Annotated in this window: 20 protein-coding genes; all 20 read right to left on the reverse strand. The window is 47.2% G+C overall.

Annotated elements, in window-relative coordinates:
• Nucleotides 1-24: 24 nt before the first annotated feature.
• Nucleotides 25-786, reverse strand: a complete 762-nt coding sequence (locus tag KNO95_RS08540; RefSeq protein WP_214878724.1) for an SDR family oxidoreductase — start codon at nucleotides 784-786, stop codon at nucleotides 25-27.
• 195 nt (nucleotides 787-981) lie between these two features.
• Nucleotides 982-1,968: a rod shape-determining protein gene (gene mreB, locus KNO95_RS08545; RefSeq protein ID WP_214703173.1), complete on the reverse strand. Its 987-nt coding sequence runs from the start codon at nucleotides 1,966-1,968 to the stop codon at nucleotides 982-984.
• 81 nt (nucleotides 1,969-2,049) lie between these two features.
• On the reverse strand, nucleotides 2,050-3,351 hold the full coding sequence (murA, locus tag KNO95_RS08550; protein WP_214798364.1) for a UDP-N-acetylglucosamine 1-carboxyvinyltransferase: 1,302 nt from the start codon (nucleotides 3,349-3,351) through the stop codon (nucleotides 2,050-2,052).
• 239 nt (nucleotides 3,352-3,590) lie between these two features.
• The gene (locus tag KNO95_RS08555; protein WP_084483563.1) at nucleotides 3,591-3,809 is read right to left on the reverse strand and encodes a DUF1146 family protein; all 219 of its coding nucleotides are present in this window, start codon (nucleotides 3,807-3,809) and stop codon (nucleotides 3,591-3,593) included.
• Between the two features lie 200 nt (nucleotides 3,810-4,009).
• Entirely contained in the window at nucleotides 4,010-5,200 is a 1,191-nt protein-coding gene (locus KNO95_RS08560; RefSeq protein WP_214703171.1) for an EAL and HDOD domain-containing protein, read from the reverse strand.
• Nucleotides 5,201-5,348: 148 nt separating this feature from the next.
• Nucleotides 5,349-5,759 carry a F0F1 ATP synthase subunit epsilon gene (locus KNO95_RS08565; RefSeq protein WP_026825095.1) on the reverse strand — a complete coding sequence of 137 codons (411 nt, stop codon included), beginning with the start codon at nucleotides 5,757-5,759 and terminating at the stop codon, nucleotides 5,349-5,351.
• 28 nt (nucleotides 5,760-5,787) lie between these two features.
• Nucleotides 5,788-7,191 carry a F0F1 ATP synthase subunit beta gene (atpD, locus tag KNO95_RS08570; protein WP_371742778.1) on the reverse strand — a complete coding sequence of 468 codons (1,404 nt, stop codon included), beginning with the start codon at nucleotides 7,189-7,191 and terminating at the stop codon, nucleotides 5,788-5,790.
• A 49-nt stretch (nucleotides 7,192-7,240) separates the two neighbouring features.
• Nucleotides 7,241-8,098 (reverse strand): ATP synthase F1 subunit gamma, encoded by an 858-nt coding sequence (atpG, locus tag KNO95_RS08575; RefSeq protein ID WP_026825093.1) that lies wholly within the window; start codon nucleotides 8,096-8,098, stop codon nucleotides 7,241-7,243.
• Nucleotides 8,099-8,134: 36 nt separating this feature from the next.
• Nucleotides 8,135-9,643 carry a F0F1 ATP synthase subunit alpha gene (gene atpA / locus KNO95_RS08580; protein ID WP_026825092.1) on the reverse strand — a complete coding sequence of 503 codons (1,509 nt, stop codon included), beginning with the start codon at nucleotides 9,641-9,643 and terminating at the stop codon, nucleotides 8,135-8,137.
• An 18-nt stretch (nucleotides 9,644-9,661) separates the two neighbouring features.
• Nucleotides 9,662-10,195: a F0F1 ATP synthase subunit delta gene (locus tag KNO95_RS08585; RefSeq protein WP_026825091.1), complete on the reverse strand. Its 534-nt coding sequence runs from the start codon at nucleotides 10,193-10,195 to the stop codon at nucleotides 9,662-9,664.
• Nucleotides 10,195-10,722, reverse strand: a complete 528-nt coding sequence (atpF, locus tag KNO95_RS08590; protein ID WP_026825090.1) for a F0F1 ATP synthase subunit B — start codon at nucleotides 10,720-10,722, stop codon at nucleotides 10,195-10,197. The genes KNO95_RS08585 and atpF overlap by 1 nt, the downstream gene beginning before the upstream one ends.
• A 71-nt stretch (nucleotides 10,723-10,793) precedes the next feature.
• Entirely contained in the window at nucleotides 10,794-11,015 is a 222-nt protein-coding gene (gene atpE, locus KNO95_RS08595) for a F0F1 ATP synthase subunit C (protein WP_012727360.1), read from the reverse strand.
• A gap of 65 nt (nucleotides 11,016-11,080) precedes the next feature.
• On the reverse strand, nucleotides 11,081-11,818 hold the full coding sequence (atpB, locus tag KNO95_RS08600; protein ID WP_026825089.1) for a F0F1 ATP synthase subunit A: 738 nt from the start codon (nucleotides 11,816-11,818) through the stop codon (nucleotides 11,081-11,083).
• Nucleotides 11,818-12,225 (reverse strand): ATP synthase subunit I, encoded by a 408-nt coding sequence (locus KNO95_RS08605; protein ID WP_026825088.1) that lies wholly within the window; start codon nucleotides 12,223-12,225, stop codon nucleotides 11,818-11,820. The genes atpB and KNO95_RS08605 overlap by 1 nt, the downstream gene beginning before the upstream one ends.
• Nucleotides 12,222-12,449: a hypothetical protein gene (locus KNO95_RS08610; protein ID WP_026825087.1), complete on the reverse strand. Its 228-nt coding sequence runs from the start codon at nucleotides 12,447-12,449 to the stop codon at nucleotides 12,222-12,224. Before KNO95_RS08610 ends, KNO95_RS08605 begins: the two co-directional genes overlap by 4 nt.
• A gap of 659 nt (nucleotides 12,450-13,108) precedes the next feature.
• Nucleotides 13,109-13,738, reverse strand: coding sequence for a uracil phosphoribosyltransferase (gene upp / locus KNO95_RS08615; protein WP_026825086.1), 630 nt, complete (start codon nucleotides 13,736-13,738; stop codon nucleotides 13,109-13,111).
• Between the two features lie 97 nt (nucleotides 13,739-13,835).
• Nucleotides 13,836-15,050, reverse strand: a complete 1,215-nt coding sequence (locus KNO95_RS08620; RefSeq protein ID WP_214878726.1) for a hypothetical protein — start codon at nucleotides 15,048-15,050, stop codon at nucleotides 13,836-13,838.
• Between the two features lie 207 nt (nucleotides 15,051-15,257).
• Nucleotides 15,258-15,923, reverse strand: a complete 666-nt coding sequence (locus KNO95_RS08625) for a hypothetical protein (RefSeq protein ID WP_214703168.1) — start codon at nucleotides 15,921-15,923, stop codon at nucleotides 15,258-15,260.
• 110 nt (nucleotides 15,924-16,033) lie between these two features.
• Nucleotides 16,034-17,269, reverse strand: coding sequence for a sensor histidine kinase (locus KNO95_RS08630; protein ID WP_214703167.1), 1,236 nt, complete (start codon nucleotides 17,267-17,269; stop codon nucleotides 16,034-16,036).
• Nucleotides 17,270-17,272: 3 nt separating this feature from the next.
• Nucleotides 17,273-17,950: a response regulator transcription factor gene (locus KNO95_RS08635; protein ID WP_026825082.1), complete on the reverse strand. Its 678-nt coding sequence runs from the start codon at nucleotides 17,948-17,950 to the stop codon at nucleotides 17,273-17,275.
• Nucleotides 17,951-17,982 lie beyond the last annotated feature (32 nt).

Here is a 17,982-nt window from a genome sequence, read left to right on the forward strand (position 1 = left end):
CAAAAAGCAAGATGCCTTTTTGTATTAGCGTCCCGTGAAACCACCATCCACATGAAGATGTTGTCCGTTCACCCATGCCCCGTCTCTCCCCATCAAGAAAGAAACAAAAAGAGCTGTATCTTCAGGCGTTCCCACTCGCTTGTACGGAAACAATGGCAGCAGATGTTCGCGAAGTTCGTCGTTAATCCACCCCGTATCTGTCGGACCCGGATCGAGCGCATTCACCGAAATGCCGTACTCTCCTAATCCGTTCGCCAACGCAGGTGTGATGGCAATCAAAGCGCCTTTCGTTGCAATGTAGGCTAGGTTGTTTGCATCCGCCCCTCCCGATACAAAAAACAGGATTCGACCATCTTGATGTCCCGCTTGTTTATAGCGTTCAATAAACGCAAATGTGAGCCCAAGTGCCCCTTCGTTATTCACTATGTAATGCTTTCTCAAGACCGCAGTCTCAAAGTTCTTGACATTGACGTGACGCTCATATGTGGCGTTATGAATCAATCTGCTCGGTACACCAAGTTTAGCCTCGATTCGATCGAGTAGACCGAGTTCGTCTCCTGAAGCCAAATCGTAAGCCTCGTGCTCGACACGGGCACCTCTCTCGGTCAATTCTTGAACCAATCGTTCGATAAAACCTCTTTCTTCTCCGATACCTTCTGAAGCGTCAAACAAACTCCAGTGTGTCAAGTACAAGTCATGTCCTTCAGAGGCAAGTTTTCGCGCAATCGCAGCTCCGATCCCTTGATTACGGCTGACTCCCGTGATAAGCGTAAGTGGTTTGTTCATGATGTCCTCCGTTTCTATTGGTTTATTCCGTTCAGTTCTTTAGTAAATCGGTGCCATCATGATTCCCCTCTCTTGAATTGTTGATTTCATTATATACAATTTTATCCAGGTATAGGCAGTGAAGAAACATTTCATGAACGAAAAACTCGTCTACCTATACAAAACAAGCGACCGCTAGCGCGGTCGCTTGTTTGTTTACTTCAATCGATCTAAGTTCTCGAGCATAATGCCTGTCCCGTGCGCGACACTGAGTGTCGGCTCCTCGGCCATCATGACTGGAAGCATCACTCGCTCTGCTACGAGTTGGTCAAGGCCGTGAAGGAGTGATCCTCCACCTGTCATGATGATGCCACGGTCAATAATATCTGCTGCGAGTTCTGGTGGTGTCTGTTCTAACACCCGCTTCGTCGCTTCGACGATTTCATTGGCTGATTCAGCCATTGCTTCGCGAAGTTCCTCCGACGTGATGGTCACCGTACGTGGCAATCCACGTACCATGTCACGTCCACGAATATCCATCGTTTCATTGCGCCCACCTGGGAATACGGTTGCAATTTCTTTCTTTATTTGCTCGGCTGTACGCTCCCCGATGATGAGCTTATGCTTTTCTTTGATGGCGCGAAGGATGTCCGTATCGAAACGGTCCCCGGCAATCTTGATTGTTTCACCGCAGACGATGTCTCCCATCGAGAGAATGGCGACGTCTGTCGTCCCACCACCGATATCGATGATCATGTGACCGACTGGTTTCCAAATATCCATGCCTGAACCGACGGCTGCCGCTTTCGGTTCGACTTCGAGGAAGACCTCTTTCGCTCCTGCTTTCTCAGCTGCCTCGCGAATCGCTTTTGCTTCGACCGGTGTGACGTTCGCAGGTGTACAAATCAACATACGAATGCCTCCGAAGAAGCCTCGGACTTGAATTTTTTCGATGAAGTGACGGAGCATTTCTTCTGTAGTGGCGAAATCGGCGATGACTCCATCACGGAGAGGACGAATCGCTACGATATCACCAGGTGTACGACCAACCATCTCATACGCTTCTGAACCGACTGCTAGTACTTTCCCTGTAGAGCGTTTCATCGCAACGACTGAAGGCTCGTCTAAGACGATTCCTTTCCCTTTGACGTGAATGACAACATTTGCTGTCCCTAAATCAATCCCGATATCTTTTGAAAACATGATGTGTAGGTTCCTCCGTTCGTTTCTTCATTGAAAAGAGCGAGAAGAGTCTCTCCTCGCCCTCTATTTCGTGTTCGTCTCTTAGTTCTGAACCATTTCTTCAGCAGCTTCGACAGTCCCTTCAATACGCTCGATGTCTGCACCGAGTGCTTGAAGTTTCTTGTGGAAGTCGACGTATCCACGATCGATATGATATAAATCACCAACGCGAGTCTCTTTTTCTGCGATAAGACCTGCGAGAATAAGTGATGCTCCAGCACGAAGGTCAGTTGCAACGACCTCTGCTCCTTGAAGGCCTACGCCTCCTTTGACGATTGCTGAACGTCCTTCAATCTTAATATCCGCATTCATGCGACGGAACTCTTCCACGTGCATGAAACGATTCTCGAACACCGTTTCCGTAATGACAGATGTGCCACCTGCTTTCAAGACGAGTGCCATCATTTGCGATTGCATGTCTGTCGGGAATCCAGGGTGTGGCATTGTCTTCACATCAACCGGCTTCAACTCATCCGGTGCTGAGACACGCATGCCTTCAGCAGTATCCTCGAAACGAACACCCATCTCTTCCATTTTTGAAATGAGTGGACGAAGATGTTCACGTTCTGCGCCGATGACTTCGATGTCACTTCCTGTAATCGCGCCGGCGACGAGGAATGTACCTGCTTCGATGCGATCAGGAATGATTGAGTGCTCTGCCCCGCGGAGTGCTTCCACACCTTCGATGCGAATCGTTTCTGTACCTGCACCGCGTACGTGTGCGCCCATTCCGTTCAAAAAGTTCGCAAGGTCTACGATTTCAGGTTCTTTTGCAACGTTTTCGATGATGGTCGTACCCTCTGCGAGCACAGCAGCCATCATGATGTTCTCAGTCGCACCAACAGATGGGAAGTCCAAGTAAATCTTAGCACCCTGAAGGCGACCTTCTACAGAGGCTTCTACGAATCCGTTCCCGATGACCGTCTTCGCACCCATCGCTTCGAATCCTTTTAAATGGAGGTCAATTGGACGTGAGCCGATCGAGCATCCGCCTGGCATCGCTACACGAGCATGACCAAGACGAGCGAGAAGAGGTCCCATGACGAGGATTGAAGCACGCATCTTACGGACGTACTCAAGCGGTGCTTCATCTTTGATGTTGCCCGACGCATCGACAGTTACTTCATTCTTTTCTTCATTGAACGATACCTCTGCACCGAGGTGACGAAGTACTTTATTAATCGTGTACACGTCAGCAAGACGTGGTACATTTTGTAAGATTGACTTTCCTTCGCTAGCTAATAGAGTGGCAACCAATGTTTTAAGTACGGCGTTTTTTGCTCCCTCAACGCGTACAGTACCTGACAGTTTACGTCCTCCACGGACTACAATCAAATCCTTCATATCTCTCTTTGTCCTCCAACTTCGTTGTTTTTTTATATAATGCGTCGTGATCCGTTTCCGGATGTGATGATGTCGATTATTAGAATGGTTTGTAAAACGTGATGGTTTTTCATTTCACAAAAAATGAAATAAATAAATGCAAACGAAATGAAAACGCATCATGTCAGACGAATTTATCCTACATGATAATCATATAGGAGTCGTTACAGCAGGATTACAGTTTGTTAAATATTCTGCGACTACTGTATAGGTGCGAGCGCCTGCGCCAATCGGATATACTCCAAAAAGAACTGGGCAATCAGTGAACCGAAGACGACAGCTACGAGAACACGCAAAACTGCTGCTTGCGGACTCTTCACTTGATTGAGCAACTTATCCCATTTGACGGGTAAGAGCGCCCACCAAGCGACGTAAATCGCTATAACGTAAATCGCTAGCGAAAATACGGTATTGATCATCGACGATTCCCCTCTTTTCTAAAATTCGTACCATTTTTAATCATATCATGTCATGTTAGAGAAAAAAAGACTCAGTGTCTCAAGCTTCGAGCGGTTTGAACCATTCGACCAACTCACTTTCTCTACAAGCACACCAAAAAGGACGTCATCAGCAGTAAGGTCTTACTACATTAATTGACGCCCCTCACATATTTCAAACATCATTCATCGGATTCGTCAAGGCTACGTGACCAACGAATTGCTTCGACATAATATTGAGACCAATCTGAATTTGTGTTATGAATAGGAATTGTCAACTTTTCATAAGCGATGACTTCTTCGAGTAACACTCGTAACCCATTCTGTTCCCCAAGGAGCGCTGCCTTCACAAAAGGCGCTACCGGCAACTCCACAATCAGCGCTTGCATCGACTCATCCAAAATGACATCGAGTGATGAGAAAATCCCGGTAATAAACGCATCAAACGGTGATACATCATCTAACGTATCCTCTGCAATCAATTCCATCATCTTGCCACGAATAACGCTCTGTTTAATTAATTCTTTTGACTCAGACGTTTGCATCTCCCGAAGTAACATCAAATACGACCACCGCTTCAACTCATCCAATCCGATTCGCGCGACGGCTTGTTCGATCGATTGAATCGTGCGACGACCTTTTTGATACACCGTATTGACCGTACGGAGCATCTTATAGGATAAGTCGACACTTCGCTCGATTTGCGCTGAAATGCGCTGGAAACTCGGTTCCGGACGATCGAGCTCTTTTAACATTTCAATGAGCGTATGACGTAACGGATGAACTTCAGCCCCGTGAACAACAATCGGACGACTGAAGAAGTAGCCTTGAAACATTTTATAACCTAATCGTTTCGCAATCTCGTACTCTGCCGGTGTCTCGATTTTTTCCGCTAAAAATTCAACCCGATGTCCAAGTGCATCAATCAATTTTTGTTGTTGATCCACTGGTGTCGCTTGATAATCGATTTTGATGATGTCGGCTAATCCGATCAATGGCCGATACTTCTCCTCAAACACGAAATCATCAAGTGCAATCGTATACCCTTGACGTCTCAATGAACGAAGAGCATGTAAAACTTTTTCAGTCGGTTCAACATGTTCGAGCACTTCAATGACGAGCGATTGACGAGGTAGCAGTGACGGCACTTCTCCTTCAATCAGCGTTTGAGGAAAGTTGATAAATGCACGTGTCCCCTCCGTCAACTCCCGAAAATTAAAGACGAGATATGCGTTATGGATGACATCGGCCGTCGCTAACGAATCATCGACATTTTCAAAGATATTATTTTCGCTGCGGCGATATAACAATTCATAGCCGCAAACACGTAATTGTTGATCAAAAATCGGTTGTCGCGCAACGTAAACTTTCATCCTTTAATCTCCTTTGCAATCATTCCCACTCTTATTATCGGTCTTCTCCCATATATTTTATACTAGTCATGTCATTTAGAAGCACGACAAAAGGCCCATCTTTTACACAAACCAAAAAAACTCCCACACTTTCGTGTGAGAGTCATGATTATTCATTGATATCGCGAATGCTCAAGCGGTTGATCGCTTTTTTAAGCGCAAGCTCCGCACGACGGAATTCGAGTTCTGAGAGCTTTGAGTCTTGAAGACGACGCTCGGCCCGAACTTTCGCCGCAGAAGCGCGGTCATAATCAATCTTATCCGCCATTTCGGCTGTTTCAGCTAAGATCGTCACCGTATCGGGACGAACTTCCATGAAACCACCGCTGATTGCGATCAGCGTGCGTCCACCATCTTCGTGGCGCAGTTTGAGGACTGAGACGTCGAGTGGTGTCACCATCGGGATGTGCTTCGGTAAAATACCAAGCTCACCAGTGACCGATTTGGCGATGACCATTCGTGCGTCCCCTTCAAAGGCTGCACCATCTGGGGTGACGACGTTGACGTGAACAGTATTCATCGTCTAGTTTCCCCCTTCCGCGTAGGTCTTAGACCAACGTCTTCGCTTTTTCGATGACGTCTTCGATTGGACCGACGAGACGGAATGCATCTTCAGGGAGATCATCGTGTTTACCTTCGAGGATCTCTTTGAAGCCACGAACTGTCTCTTTGACTGGTACGTACGAACCTTTTTGGCCTGTAAACTGCTCAGCCACGTGGAAGTTTTGTGATAAGAAGAACTGAATACGACGTGCACGGTGAACCGTGAGTTTGTCGTCTTCAGACAACTCGTCCATCCCAAGGATTGCGATGATGTCTTGAAGTTCTTTATAGCGTTGAAGCGTCTGCTGCACGTCACGTGCTACCGCATAATGCTCTTTTCCGACGATGTCAGGTGAAAGGGCACGTGATGTTGAAGCGAGTGGGTCAACGGCTGGGTAAATCCCCATCTCTGAAAGACGACGCTCAAGGTTCGTTGTTGCATCAAGGTGAGCGAACGTTGTCGCTGGAGCCGGGTCCGTATAGTCATCGGCCGGTACATATACCGCTTGAATCGATGTAACTGATCCTTTGGCAGTCGATGTAATCCGCTCTTGAAGCATACCCATTTCAGTAGCAAGTGTCGGCTGGTAACCTACCGCTGATGGCATACGTCCGAGAAGGGCCGAAACTTCCGAACCTGCTTGTGTGAAACGGAAAATGTTATCGACGAAGAGAAGAACGTCTTGTCCCTGCTCGTCACGGAAGTATTCCGCCATTGTCAAACCAGTCAAGGCAACACGAAGACGTGCGCCTGGTGGTTCGTTCATCTGTCCGAATACCATCGCTGTTTGCTTGATAACTCCTGAGTCCGTCATCTCGTGGAACAAGTCATTTCCTTCACGTGTACGCTCACCGACTCCTGCGAATACAGAAATCCCGCTGTGCTCTTGCGCGATGTTGTTGATGAGTTCCTGGATGAGAACGGTCTTCCCTACACCGGCACCACCGAAGAGTCCGATTTTACCACCTTTGATATAAGGTGCGAGAAGGTCGACGACTTTGATCCCTGTTTCAAGGATTTCAACTTTCGTTGACAATTCGTCGAATGTTGGCGCTTGACGGTGAATCGGTGCACGAAGCACGTCAGCTGCCACTTCTTTATCATCGATTGGGTTACCAAGAACGTTGAAGACACGTCCAAGTGTCATTTCTCCAACCGGTACCGAAATCGGTGAGCCTAAGTCAAGTACTTCCATACCGCGGCGAACGCCGTCAGTTGAGTCCATCGCAATCGTACGGACCGTGTCGTCACCAAGGTGAACAGCTACTTCGAGCGTCAAGTCGACACTAACATCTTCTGCCGTCGCTGCCACGTGAGTGACTTTGAGAGCATTGTAGATGTTCGGTAAGTGGTTGTCGAACTTCACGTCGATAACTGGGCCCATGACTGCGACTACGCGGCCTTTCATGCCGTATTCGTTCATCGTGTTAGCCTCCTACAATCTAGAGGGCGCGCGCTTATTCCAGCGCCGCCGCACCTCCGACAATCTCTGTGATTTCTTGTGTGATCGCTGCTTGACGCGCGCGGTTGAATTTGAGTTTGAGTCCGCGAATGAGCTCATCCGCATTGTCCGTCGCATTCGACATCGCCGTCATCCGGGCTGCGTGCTCTGATACTTTCGCATCGAGCAATGCGCCGTAGATGAGTCCTTCCGCATAACGTGGGAGGAGCGCCGCTAAGATCGTTTCTTCTTCTGGTTCGTATTCATACATCACATTGGATGCGGACTGTTCGATATCCCCGAGCGGGAGCAATTGTTGAATCTTCACTTCTTGGCTGATGACCGAGATGAATGAGTTGAAGCAGAGCTTCAATTCATCAATCTCGCTCTCGCTGAAGGCACCAACCGTCTGTTTGACGATTTCTGTGACTTCAACAAAAGTTGGTTGGTCGTTTAGCCCTGTCATCGCGCTATACACCGGAATGTTGCGTGACTTGAAGAACTGGACACCGACTTTTCCGATTACATAAAGACGATACTCATCTGTTGATGCGTGCTTGTCTTTCAGTTCACGGTACACGTCACGCAAGACACTGGCGTTATATCCGCCTGCGAGTCCACGGTCTGACGTGATGACGATATAACCAGTCCGTTTGACGGGACGTACTTGAAGCATCGGGTGTGTCGCGCCTGATGTACCACCGGCGATCGACGAGATGACTTCTTCCAACTTTTCCATGTACGGTTTGAAGTTGGCGTTGTTCCCTTGGGCCCGGTTCAACTTCGACGCCGACACCATGTTCATCGCTTTCGTGATTTGCTTCGTGCTTTGGGTCGAGGTGATCCGCATCTGGATCTCACGTAATGATGCCATTTCGATTCACCACCTTAATAGACGCTCGTCACCGGATTAAACCGATGGCGAGAACGTCTTTTTGAATTCCGTAATTGCATCGACCATTGCCTCGTCTGAAGGAAGGTTTCCTGTCTGACGGATTTCACGGCAGAGGTCTTTACGGTTTTGGTCGAGCCATGCGTTCATTTCTGTTTCAAAACGACGAATGTCTTCAACTGGGATGTCATCGAGATGACCTTTCGTGAGTGCGTAGATGATGATAACTTGCTTGTCTACAGAAAGCGGTTCGTTCAAGTCTTGTTTCAAGACTTCAACCGTACGTTGACCACGGTTCAACTTCGCTTGCGTCGCTTTATCGAGATCTGACCCGAACTGTGCGAACGCTTCAAGCTCACGGTATGATGCGAGGTCAAGACGAAGTGTACCAGCAACTTTCTTCATCGCCTTCACCTGAGCCGAACCACCAACACGTGATACTGAAAGACCGGCGTTAATCGCTGGACGTACCCCAGAGAAGAAGAGGTCCGACTGAAGGAAAATCTGACCATCCGTGATCGAAATAACGTTTGTCGGAATATATGCTGAGATATCCGATGCTTGTGTCTCGATGAACGGAAGTGCTGTCAATGAACCACCGCCGAGTTCGTCGTTCAACTTCGCCGCACGCTCAAGAAGGCGTGAGTGGAGGTAGAAGACATCCCCTGGGTAGGCTTCGCGGCCTGGAGGACGGCGGAGAAGAAGCGAGAGCTCACGGTAAGCTGCCGCTTGTTTCGAGAGATCATCATATACGACGAGGACGTGTTGTCCACGGTCCATGAAGTACTCACCCATCGATACCCCTGCGAATGGTGCGAGGTAAAGAAGTGGTGCCGGCTGTGATGCCGATGCCGAAACAACGATTGTATAGTCGAGCGCGCCGTTTTGACGAAGCGTCTCTACTACGCCACGTACAGTCGATTCTTTCTGACCGATAGCAACGTAAATACAAATCATATTTTCTTCTTTTTGGTTGATGATTGTATCGATCGCAACCGATGTTTTACCTGTTTGACGGTCACCGATGATGAGCTCACGCTGACCACGACCGATTGGAACGAGGGCGTCAATCGCCTTAATTCCTGTTTGAAGTGGTTCGTGAACTGATTTACGTGCCATAACGCCATAAGCTTTACGCTCAATCGGGTTATAGTTGTCGGTCACGATTGGTCCTTGACCATCGATTGGTTGTCCGAGCGGGTTCACGACACGTCCGAGGAGTGCTTCACCAACTGGAACTTCCATGATGCGACCTGTACGTTTGACAGAGTCGCCTTCTTTGATGCCTTTGTAATCGCCAAGGATGATAATCCCGACGTTACCTTCTTCTAAATTTTGCGCCAAGCCCATTACGCCGTTAGAGAACTCTACGAGTTCCCCCGCCATAACGTTATCGAGTCCGTGTGCACGAGCGATACCGTCACCTACTTGAATGACTGTACCTGTCTCACTGACTTCGATTTCAGAACCGTACGAAGCGATTCGTTCTTTTAGCAGGGCGCTGATTTCTTCAGCTTTGATTGTCATTGAATTCACCCCTATTTCTTACGCATTCAACAATTCACGCTCAAGGCGTGTAAGTTTCGTTTCGATCGTATCATCGTACGTCGTGTATCCGACCTGGACACGGAGTCCACCGATGACTTCTTCATCGACGACGTTCTTCAATTGGAGCGTCTTCCCAAGCTTCTCTCCAAAGACGAGTTCAACGTCTTTCAAGTCTGTTGCCGACAACGGGAAGGCGCTTGTGACAATACCCTCTGCAATCCCACGGTAGTCGTTGATGAAATCGCGGACGTAACGTGGCAATGCGCGAACCTCTGCCGCACGGTCGTTCTCGACCATGACGAGAAGTGTGTTCACGACAATCGCCGTCATATCACCAAAGCTGTCTTTTAAAAGTTGTGCAAGCTCGCTGTCACTGACTGCCGGATTTGTTAAGAGATCCATGAGTTCAGGAGTCGCGTGGAGCACTTCATCGAGCAGACGCACTTCCGCTTCGACTTGGTCGAGCGTGCCTTGTTCCCGCGCTAAGTCGAAGAGCGCTTTGGCATAGCGTTTTGCTAATGATGCGTTCATCAGTTCGCACCTTTCGCTTTAGACAGGAAGTCTGTGACGAGGGCACGTTGTTTCGCTTCATCGCCTTTAAGGTCTGATTGAAGGACGTGGCGTGCTGCCGAGAGCGCCTGTGTGACGACTTCGGTTTGAAGGGATTGTTTCGCAAGCTCACGCTCGCGCTCAATCGCTTTCTCTGCCTCGATTTTAATTTGTTCGGATTCCAAACGCGCCTGCTCCACCAAGCGTGCTTGTTCCGCTTCTGCTTGTCGACGGCTTGCATCGAGCATTTCTTTCGACTCTGTACGTGCCGCACTAAGTGCATCACGTTGTTCGACGACATAGTTTTCCGCATCTTTGCGGCTCTTTTCAGCGAGTTCAATTTCGTTCGCTACATACTCTTCACGCTGTCTCATCATTCCAAGGAGTGGTCCCCAAGCAAATTTCTTCAACAGGGCCAAGAGTACGAGGAATGTGAAAATTGTAAAGATCATATCCAGAATGCGGAGGCCTTCGCCGCCAGCACCAGCTGCAATCATCATCGTATCCATGCATACCCTCCTCTTGACTAAATAAGTGAGGGAGACGTGCTCCCTCTTATGCTATTCTCGTTAACTCGAAATCAAGAGTTGAGGAGAAGGAAACCGACAGCCACACCGATGATCGGGAGGGCCTCAACCAAACCGATACCGATGAACATCGTTTGACGAAGTTCGTTTTTGAGTTCTGGTTGACGTGCTTGTCCTTGTACTGTTCCGTATACGATCAAACCGTTACCGATACCAGCTGCGAGTGCTCCAAGTCCGATAACAAGTGCTGTTGCGAGAAGATTGAGTTGTTCCATTGTGTATATTCCTCCTAAAAGTTAAGTAAATAATTTGATTGTAACGCTTTGGCGAGATGTCCGAATTAATGTTCGGCCGAAGCTTTGTGCCCGATGTACACCATTGCAAGCGTCAGGAAAATGTAGGATTGGATAACCCCGATAAAGATTGAAAAACCTTGCCATAGAATCATTGGGAAGACCGCAAAGATTGCGCCGAGTGGGTTAAGTGCTCCTTCGGCTGTAATCGCGAGTCCCAAGATGATGGTAATCATGATTTCACCGGCAAAGATGTTACCGTATAGACGCAAACCGAGCGTCAACGTGTTTGCAAACTCCTCAATCAATTTGATCGGAAGCAAGAACCAGACTGGTTTCACGAACTCCGCCGAATAGTGTTTCAACCCGTGTAGCTTCACCCCATAATAGTGCGACATTGCAACGACGAGTGTCGACAACGCCAAGGTTACGTAAGGATCGGCCGTCGGTGAGTTGAACCACAGATAGTGTCCGGAAATGACGTTAAACGGTAGACCCATCAAGTTTGAGAAGAGAATGAACAAAATCAACGTCATCCCAAATCCGATAAAGCGGCCACCTGTCTTCCAGTCCATCGCACTTGCGATGATTCCACGTACGAACTCTGCGAAGAATTCCATGAAGTTTTGTTTGCCAGTCGGCTTCATAGCCAAACGTCTTGTCCCCCAGATGGCGAATGCGAAGACGAGTAAAGCTGCTATTAGCACTGTAATGACGTTCGTCCAGCTCCCGTATAACGTATAGTCCCCAAAGTGCAGAGAATATGTGGGAAACTCATGACCCATTAATATTCACCTCTTTTCCTGCTGAGCTGGGCAAGTGTAAACTCGCCAAATTGTATGATGTGGCCGGCGATTAGACCAGTTACCACCGCTATGACGGACACCCGATCCTCGTAGAGAAGACCGACTATCACTGCTAACGCACCGACCGCCATTCTTGAAACGGTCCCATGCGACTTTGGTCGTCGTCCATGCTCGATGACGTCATACATGCGAATGACGCTTCGATTCTGCATATGTAGAATAATGAGACTTCCGACCCCGCCGATGAACAACCCGAGAAATACGGCTTTATACATCGGGATGATGAGGGCGCCAATCAACAAAATCGCAAACCAGACGGTAAACCATTTCGTATAACGCTTCATCAATTCTTTCTGCGCTTTTCTGTCTGCTTGAATCGTATTCATTCGTCCTCTCCTGTCAATAAACTCCGAAGGGTGAGAACTAGCGCCGTAATCCCGAACACGAGTCCGAGGATAATCGACACATTCCAACCAAACGTGCCCCAAAATTCACGTCTTTCGCCGTACTGTCCGACGAGATAACCAATGACGATCGGTCCGGCAAGTGCTGTCGAGATTTGTGAAGCGAGCGAGGCGTAGGATAGATAACGATTGTCTTTTTTCGCCATCAGAATCCTCCTTTCGAGCATTACGTGATCCTCTGTTCTTCACTAATTCACACTCGCGTGACCATCAAAAGTCACACAAGTTCAGAGTAATAGAAATGGCATAAGAAGTCAATGGATTTCACAATTATAAAAGCGCTTTAAATCAAGTCATATCAATAGTTTTACGCACTTCATAAACTTAATGACTACTGCTCTTTTTTAAGAAAGTGTGAAGAAACGTTGAAATAAAAATGTTGACTTTATAACATTTCACAAAAGGAATCAGATGAAGAATAGTTCAGTTATACCCCCACGTTTTGGAAAATTCAATCCGTAAGCGTTTACGTTCACAAAGAGTTACGAAACGACTGGCATTTTTATTTTGAAATCGTTTTCAACGTCCTGTATCAGTATACCGAGGAAGTTTTTCCCGTGTCGAGCGATTTTACCCATTTTTTTGTGAGGAATCTCATTGTTCTCAGCATGTACATGTTTCCCGCGTTTCCAGAACCAAACTAGTGGTATACTTTTAAATATGAAGGAACAGCATGTTACTATCTCATATGATGATTCTCACCATCTTATTTTGTGTCTATTTCGTGACAACGACAGATGATAAGTAACCCTTTATAGCACTCATGAAAAAAGCGAAAATCGCACAGGCGACTCTCGCTTCATTTTTATTTTGTACCAAACAAACGGTCACCCGCATCTCCAAGTCCAGGAACGATATAACCGTGATCATTTAACTTTTCATCGAGTGCCGCGAGATAAATCTCCACATCCGGATGTTCTGCTTGCACACGTTCTACGCCTTCTGGTGCAGCACAAAGACAAGCCAACTTGATGGACTTTGCTCCGTGCTTTTTAAGTGAAGCGATAGCATCGGCAGCCGAACCGCCTGTTGCGAGCATCGGATCGACGACGATGAAGTCGCGTTCCGTCACGTCTGTCGGAAGTTTCAAGTAGTATTCATGTGGCTCAAGTGTTTCTGGATCGCGATAGAGACCGATGTGACCGACTTTTACGTTCGGCATCATTTTGAGGAACCCATCCACCATACCAAGCCCTGCACGTAAAATTGGGACAATTCCCAATTTCTTGCCGGCAATCATTTTTTGAGTCGAAACAGAGACCGGTGTCTCGATTTCTACGTCTGTCAGGGGTAGGCTACGCGTGATTTCGTATGCCATAAGTGAAGAAACTTCGTCAACGAGTTCACGGAACTGCTTCGTCCCCGTCTCGACTTTACGCATAATCGTCATTTTGTGCTGAATCAAAGGATGGTCATAAACATGTACTTTTCCCATCTTGCTTCACTCCTCTCTCATTCTCTCTCGAGCATTGTACCCTAACTCTCTAGAGATGGGTAGAGTCAACTTCTATTTTGTCAAAGGTCAGACACCCTCACGGTTGATTGACTTTGAAATAGTCATTCGAAGGTAATTCATATGACCTGGACGTTTTTTCGTCGACCAAGTAAAGTTCCGTCTCCGTTTTCCACACGTCAAATGACTGTTCCGTCAATTCTTCATACAGGTGTAACTGTCCGGTCTGAACGGCTGTAGTCGGCATCTCTCGCATTTTTACGTGAAACAGCTCGTCAAACAATTCTTGGGTCTTCGGTCCGTCTAACCAAATGGCATTTTCGTCCGATTCGAAAACGGCCAACCTTGTCTCTCCGTCGGCCGGGCGTGACGACATTTTATTTGTCACCGGGCGACGGACATGACCCCAGATCTCAAGGACAGTGCCGTATGTTTTCGACAGTGCCAATGAAGTCTGTTTCGCCAGATTTCCCTCAATTGGTTGATCTGATAAAATAATTCGCTTCATCAGTTCACGATGATCCCCTTCGAGAGAAAGCCCCTCTTCTTTTGTATCAATTTTCATATAAGGAGCCTCATACATACTCGGAAGAACGAGTTGTCTTGGCGATGACTCTTCTCCAAATCGAAGTGCGACACGATTATCGGCTCGCCTCGTCAAAAAGACATACCCTTCATTTTCTCCACTTTTAAATGGGAAGAGTTTCGGCTCGATAATCGGGTCGAGTGTGCGTCCATTCCTGACGGTCTCGAACGTCACATAAATCGCTCCCGTATCTGGTGTCGTGTAGTGAAAAGCCGAATTCGAAATAACCTCTTCATGACTGTCATTCAGGTTGAATAAATTAACGATTTGTTTGATGTCGTCGACGCGTTCGAATTCAATCGTCGAAACCACGTCTGACTCTCGAAAGTAGTCTTCGTCGAGCGCTTCAAATTCCTGAATCGGTTTTACGGAAAAAGCTCGCTCCATCAGTTGATCGCTGTTCGAACAAGTGATATATCGCTTATTCCCTATCGCAAAGTACTTTACGGTTTTAGATCCGAGTACTTCATATAAAGGGTGATGGAATGTTACTTCTGCCACCTTAGCTCTTCGCTTCGGTAAGACATCGGTCGGTTGACGCTCGCAATATGTAAGAATTTGTTTTTTTGTTTGTTCTGATAATGACATCTCAGGTTCTTGCTCAACTCGATAGGAAGACAGAGGACGTAGTTCAATCGCATTCAACGTCTCGGCACCACATCCACTCAACAAGATACAACTGAGAAAGATTCCCCAACACACTCGCATTGATGTCCCATCCCATTCCCAATTAGGTGAAAAAAACCTAAATTTTTCTTGTACATCATAACATATAACCTATTTTTGTGATGATTTCAGAATTATTACGTTCCTGATGATGCCCCTAAAGCAATTCCATCCTTTTTCTGACTTAACGTCTAGCAACCAAAAAAGAACTAATCAATCAAAAGAGATTAGTTCTTTTCAGTCATTCCATCAGTCGTTTTCTCGCTCATCTTTAGATGAATCATCTTGCTCATACTGGTCGTCCTCTGATTCACAATCTACTTCAATGACTGCTTCATCTCGATTCAATTCAAGTTTGACGAAGTCTCCGACTCGCGGTGTGTCGTCATCAATTTCAGCACGTGCAGCTAGTGGATACGCTTTATCGGTTCCATCGATATTAATCGTAACTTCTTGACTCGTGAGTTTGACGAGTGTGCCGTAAACGTACCCATCATCGTCGCCACTCTCACGGTCCACTTCTTTCACTTCATCATTTCGATTCAATTCGAGCTTGACCCGGTCCCCAACTCGCGGCGTGTCATCGTCGATTTCATGTGTGGTTGCTAAACGGTATGTGGATTCTTTTCCATTGAAGCTAATGGTGACATCCTCTTTCGACAACTTCACGAGTGTACCGTACAGTGCATAGTCGTCCCCATCCTCCACTTGTGATGATGAATCATCTGATGCGTTACTCGAGTCATCCGGTGTAGCGGAATCACTTGAGTTGTCCGCTGATGGATTGCCGCTCGTTTGGTTGATTGCTTGTGGCTCGATAACCGTGTCCGTCTGATTACCACTAACATAAAATCCAATCCCTACAATTGCCATGACGCCAAGTAAAGCTCCGATGATCCAGCCGATGCGTTTCATGTTATTTCCTCCTCGTTGTGTTCCGTTCTTCTTATTTTCATCATAAGCTTTGTGCGTGAGAGAGCATTTAAGGCTTCATTAAAATTTGATGAGAAAATAAGGAACATTCATCATCGAGTCAGGAAAAATACACTACCATCGGGATCATTCGATATACTTCCAATCGTCCATTCATTCAAGTCCGCCACTTCTTTCGCAATCGCAAGACCGAGACCGCTTCCACTTCGATCTCGTGCTTCATCCAATCGATAAAATCGGTCGAACAGACGATTTCTTATTTCATCTGAAAGGATTGGTCCTCGATCACGTACTTCAATCCGATCACTCTTCAAATGAAGAGTCGTCTCCTCTGCATACTTCAAACTATTATCAATCAAAATGACAAGAATCCGTTGTAACGACTCACGATGACCAAACCAACTGCCCGTCGCTTCGATGGGGAGGTGGACGCCGTGCGACCGTAAAAAACGTTCCGTTAACGATTCCCCGAGTTCAGCTAAATCGATTTCTTCTCGGTCGACCTGATCGAGTGCCGTGAATCGATTCAATTCGAGCATGGGTTCAATCAAGTCATTTCGCATTTGTCGCGACTCCGTCAAAATATGATCAATCGCTTCGTTGCGCACACCCTCATCTTCTTGTCCCCATCGTTGTAATAACTTCGCATAGCCTTCGATGACGGTCAACGGTGTCTTAAGTTCATGTGAAACATCGGCGACGAAACGGCGTTGTTGCTCCATCGTTCCTTCGACCCGCTCGATCATATGATTGAATCCGTGCGAGAGTGTCGTCACTTCATCCTTTCTGTCATCCACTTCGATCGTCTCTAACTTCCCGGATTTGGTGATGCGTTCCATCGTGTCTGTCAATCGTCGTAACGGTGACAAGCCTTGACGTAAAATCCACCACGTTCCAAAGAATGTCGATATAACTGCAAGGAAAAACATGACAAGAAATATGGTTGCGAGTGCTTGAATCGTGTTGCTCACGGCCCGATCTTGAAAGCCGAACGCTAAGCCGTCGGTCGTTGCGACCACAAACCAGTCATCAATAAGTGCCGGCTCGCCATAATTGATGGGGAATGTCGTCCCATTCGGTACCTCTCCACCGATGATTCCCCACTCTCCGCTTTCTTGGCGTTCCAATACGACACTATCCTTATGGAGCGATAATACGGCATCACTATTCCGGACATCTTCTTCTAAAATATTCAGTGCTTGCAGTAACACGTCAAAGCGCGAATCCACAATCTCTTGACGGGCAACGAACCATGTCACACCAAACGAGATGAAAAGGAGAATCAACATGAATCCTGTCATCGCCCATGCGATTTTTGTTCGTAACATCGGTCACTCACCACGCTTCAACATATAGCCGACACCGCGGACCGTTTGAATCCAGGAACCTGTCAATTTTTTTCGAACATAGCGGACATATACATCCACGACGTTCGTATCACCGAAATAATCAAATCCCCATACTTGTTCGACGAGTTGATCACGTGTCAGCACACGCTCAGGATGTTCTAAAAAGAAAACCAATAGATCAAATTCGCGACGTGTCAAATCGACTTTATTTCCTTCACAATATACTTCATGCCGATTCACATCGATCGTTAATGTCTCATATGTTAACACTAATTCAGAATGGTCTTGATGAACGAGCTGACGCATGCGCAAAAAAGCTCGAATCCGGGCAAGCACTTCTTCTATTTCAAACGGTTTCGTGATGTAGTCGTCTGCACCGAGGTCGAGACCGCTCACTTTATCGTAGCGATCTCCTCGAGCTGTCACCATCAGAACCGGCAGCAGAGGTCGCTCTTCTTTCAGACGACGAACCACCTCAAGTCCACTCATCTGAGGCAACATAATATCGAGTAAGACGAGGTCGATGTCATCGGCAAGTGCCCTCTCCAAACCACCACGACCGTCCGTGGCCACGACGACGGCATATCCCGCATGCTTCAACTCCAACTCTAACAATCGTGCAATCTTCAAATCATCTTCTACGACGAGAATCGTCTGCATCCCGCTCACTCCTTTGAAAAAAACGCCGAGCA

Origin of the sequence: Exiguobacterium sp. ERU653, assembly GCF_018617775.1 — a bacterium.
GTDB lineage: Bacteria > Bacillota > Bacilli > Exiguobacteriales > Exiguobacteriaceae > Exiguobacterium > Exiguobacterium marinum.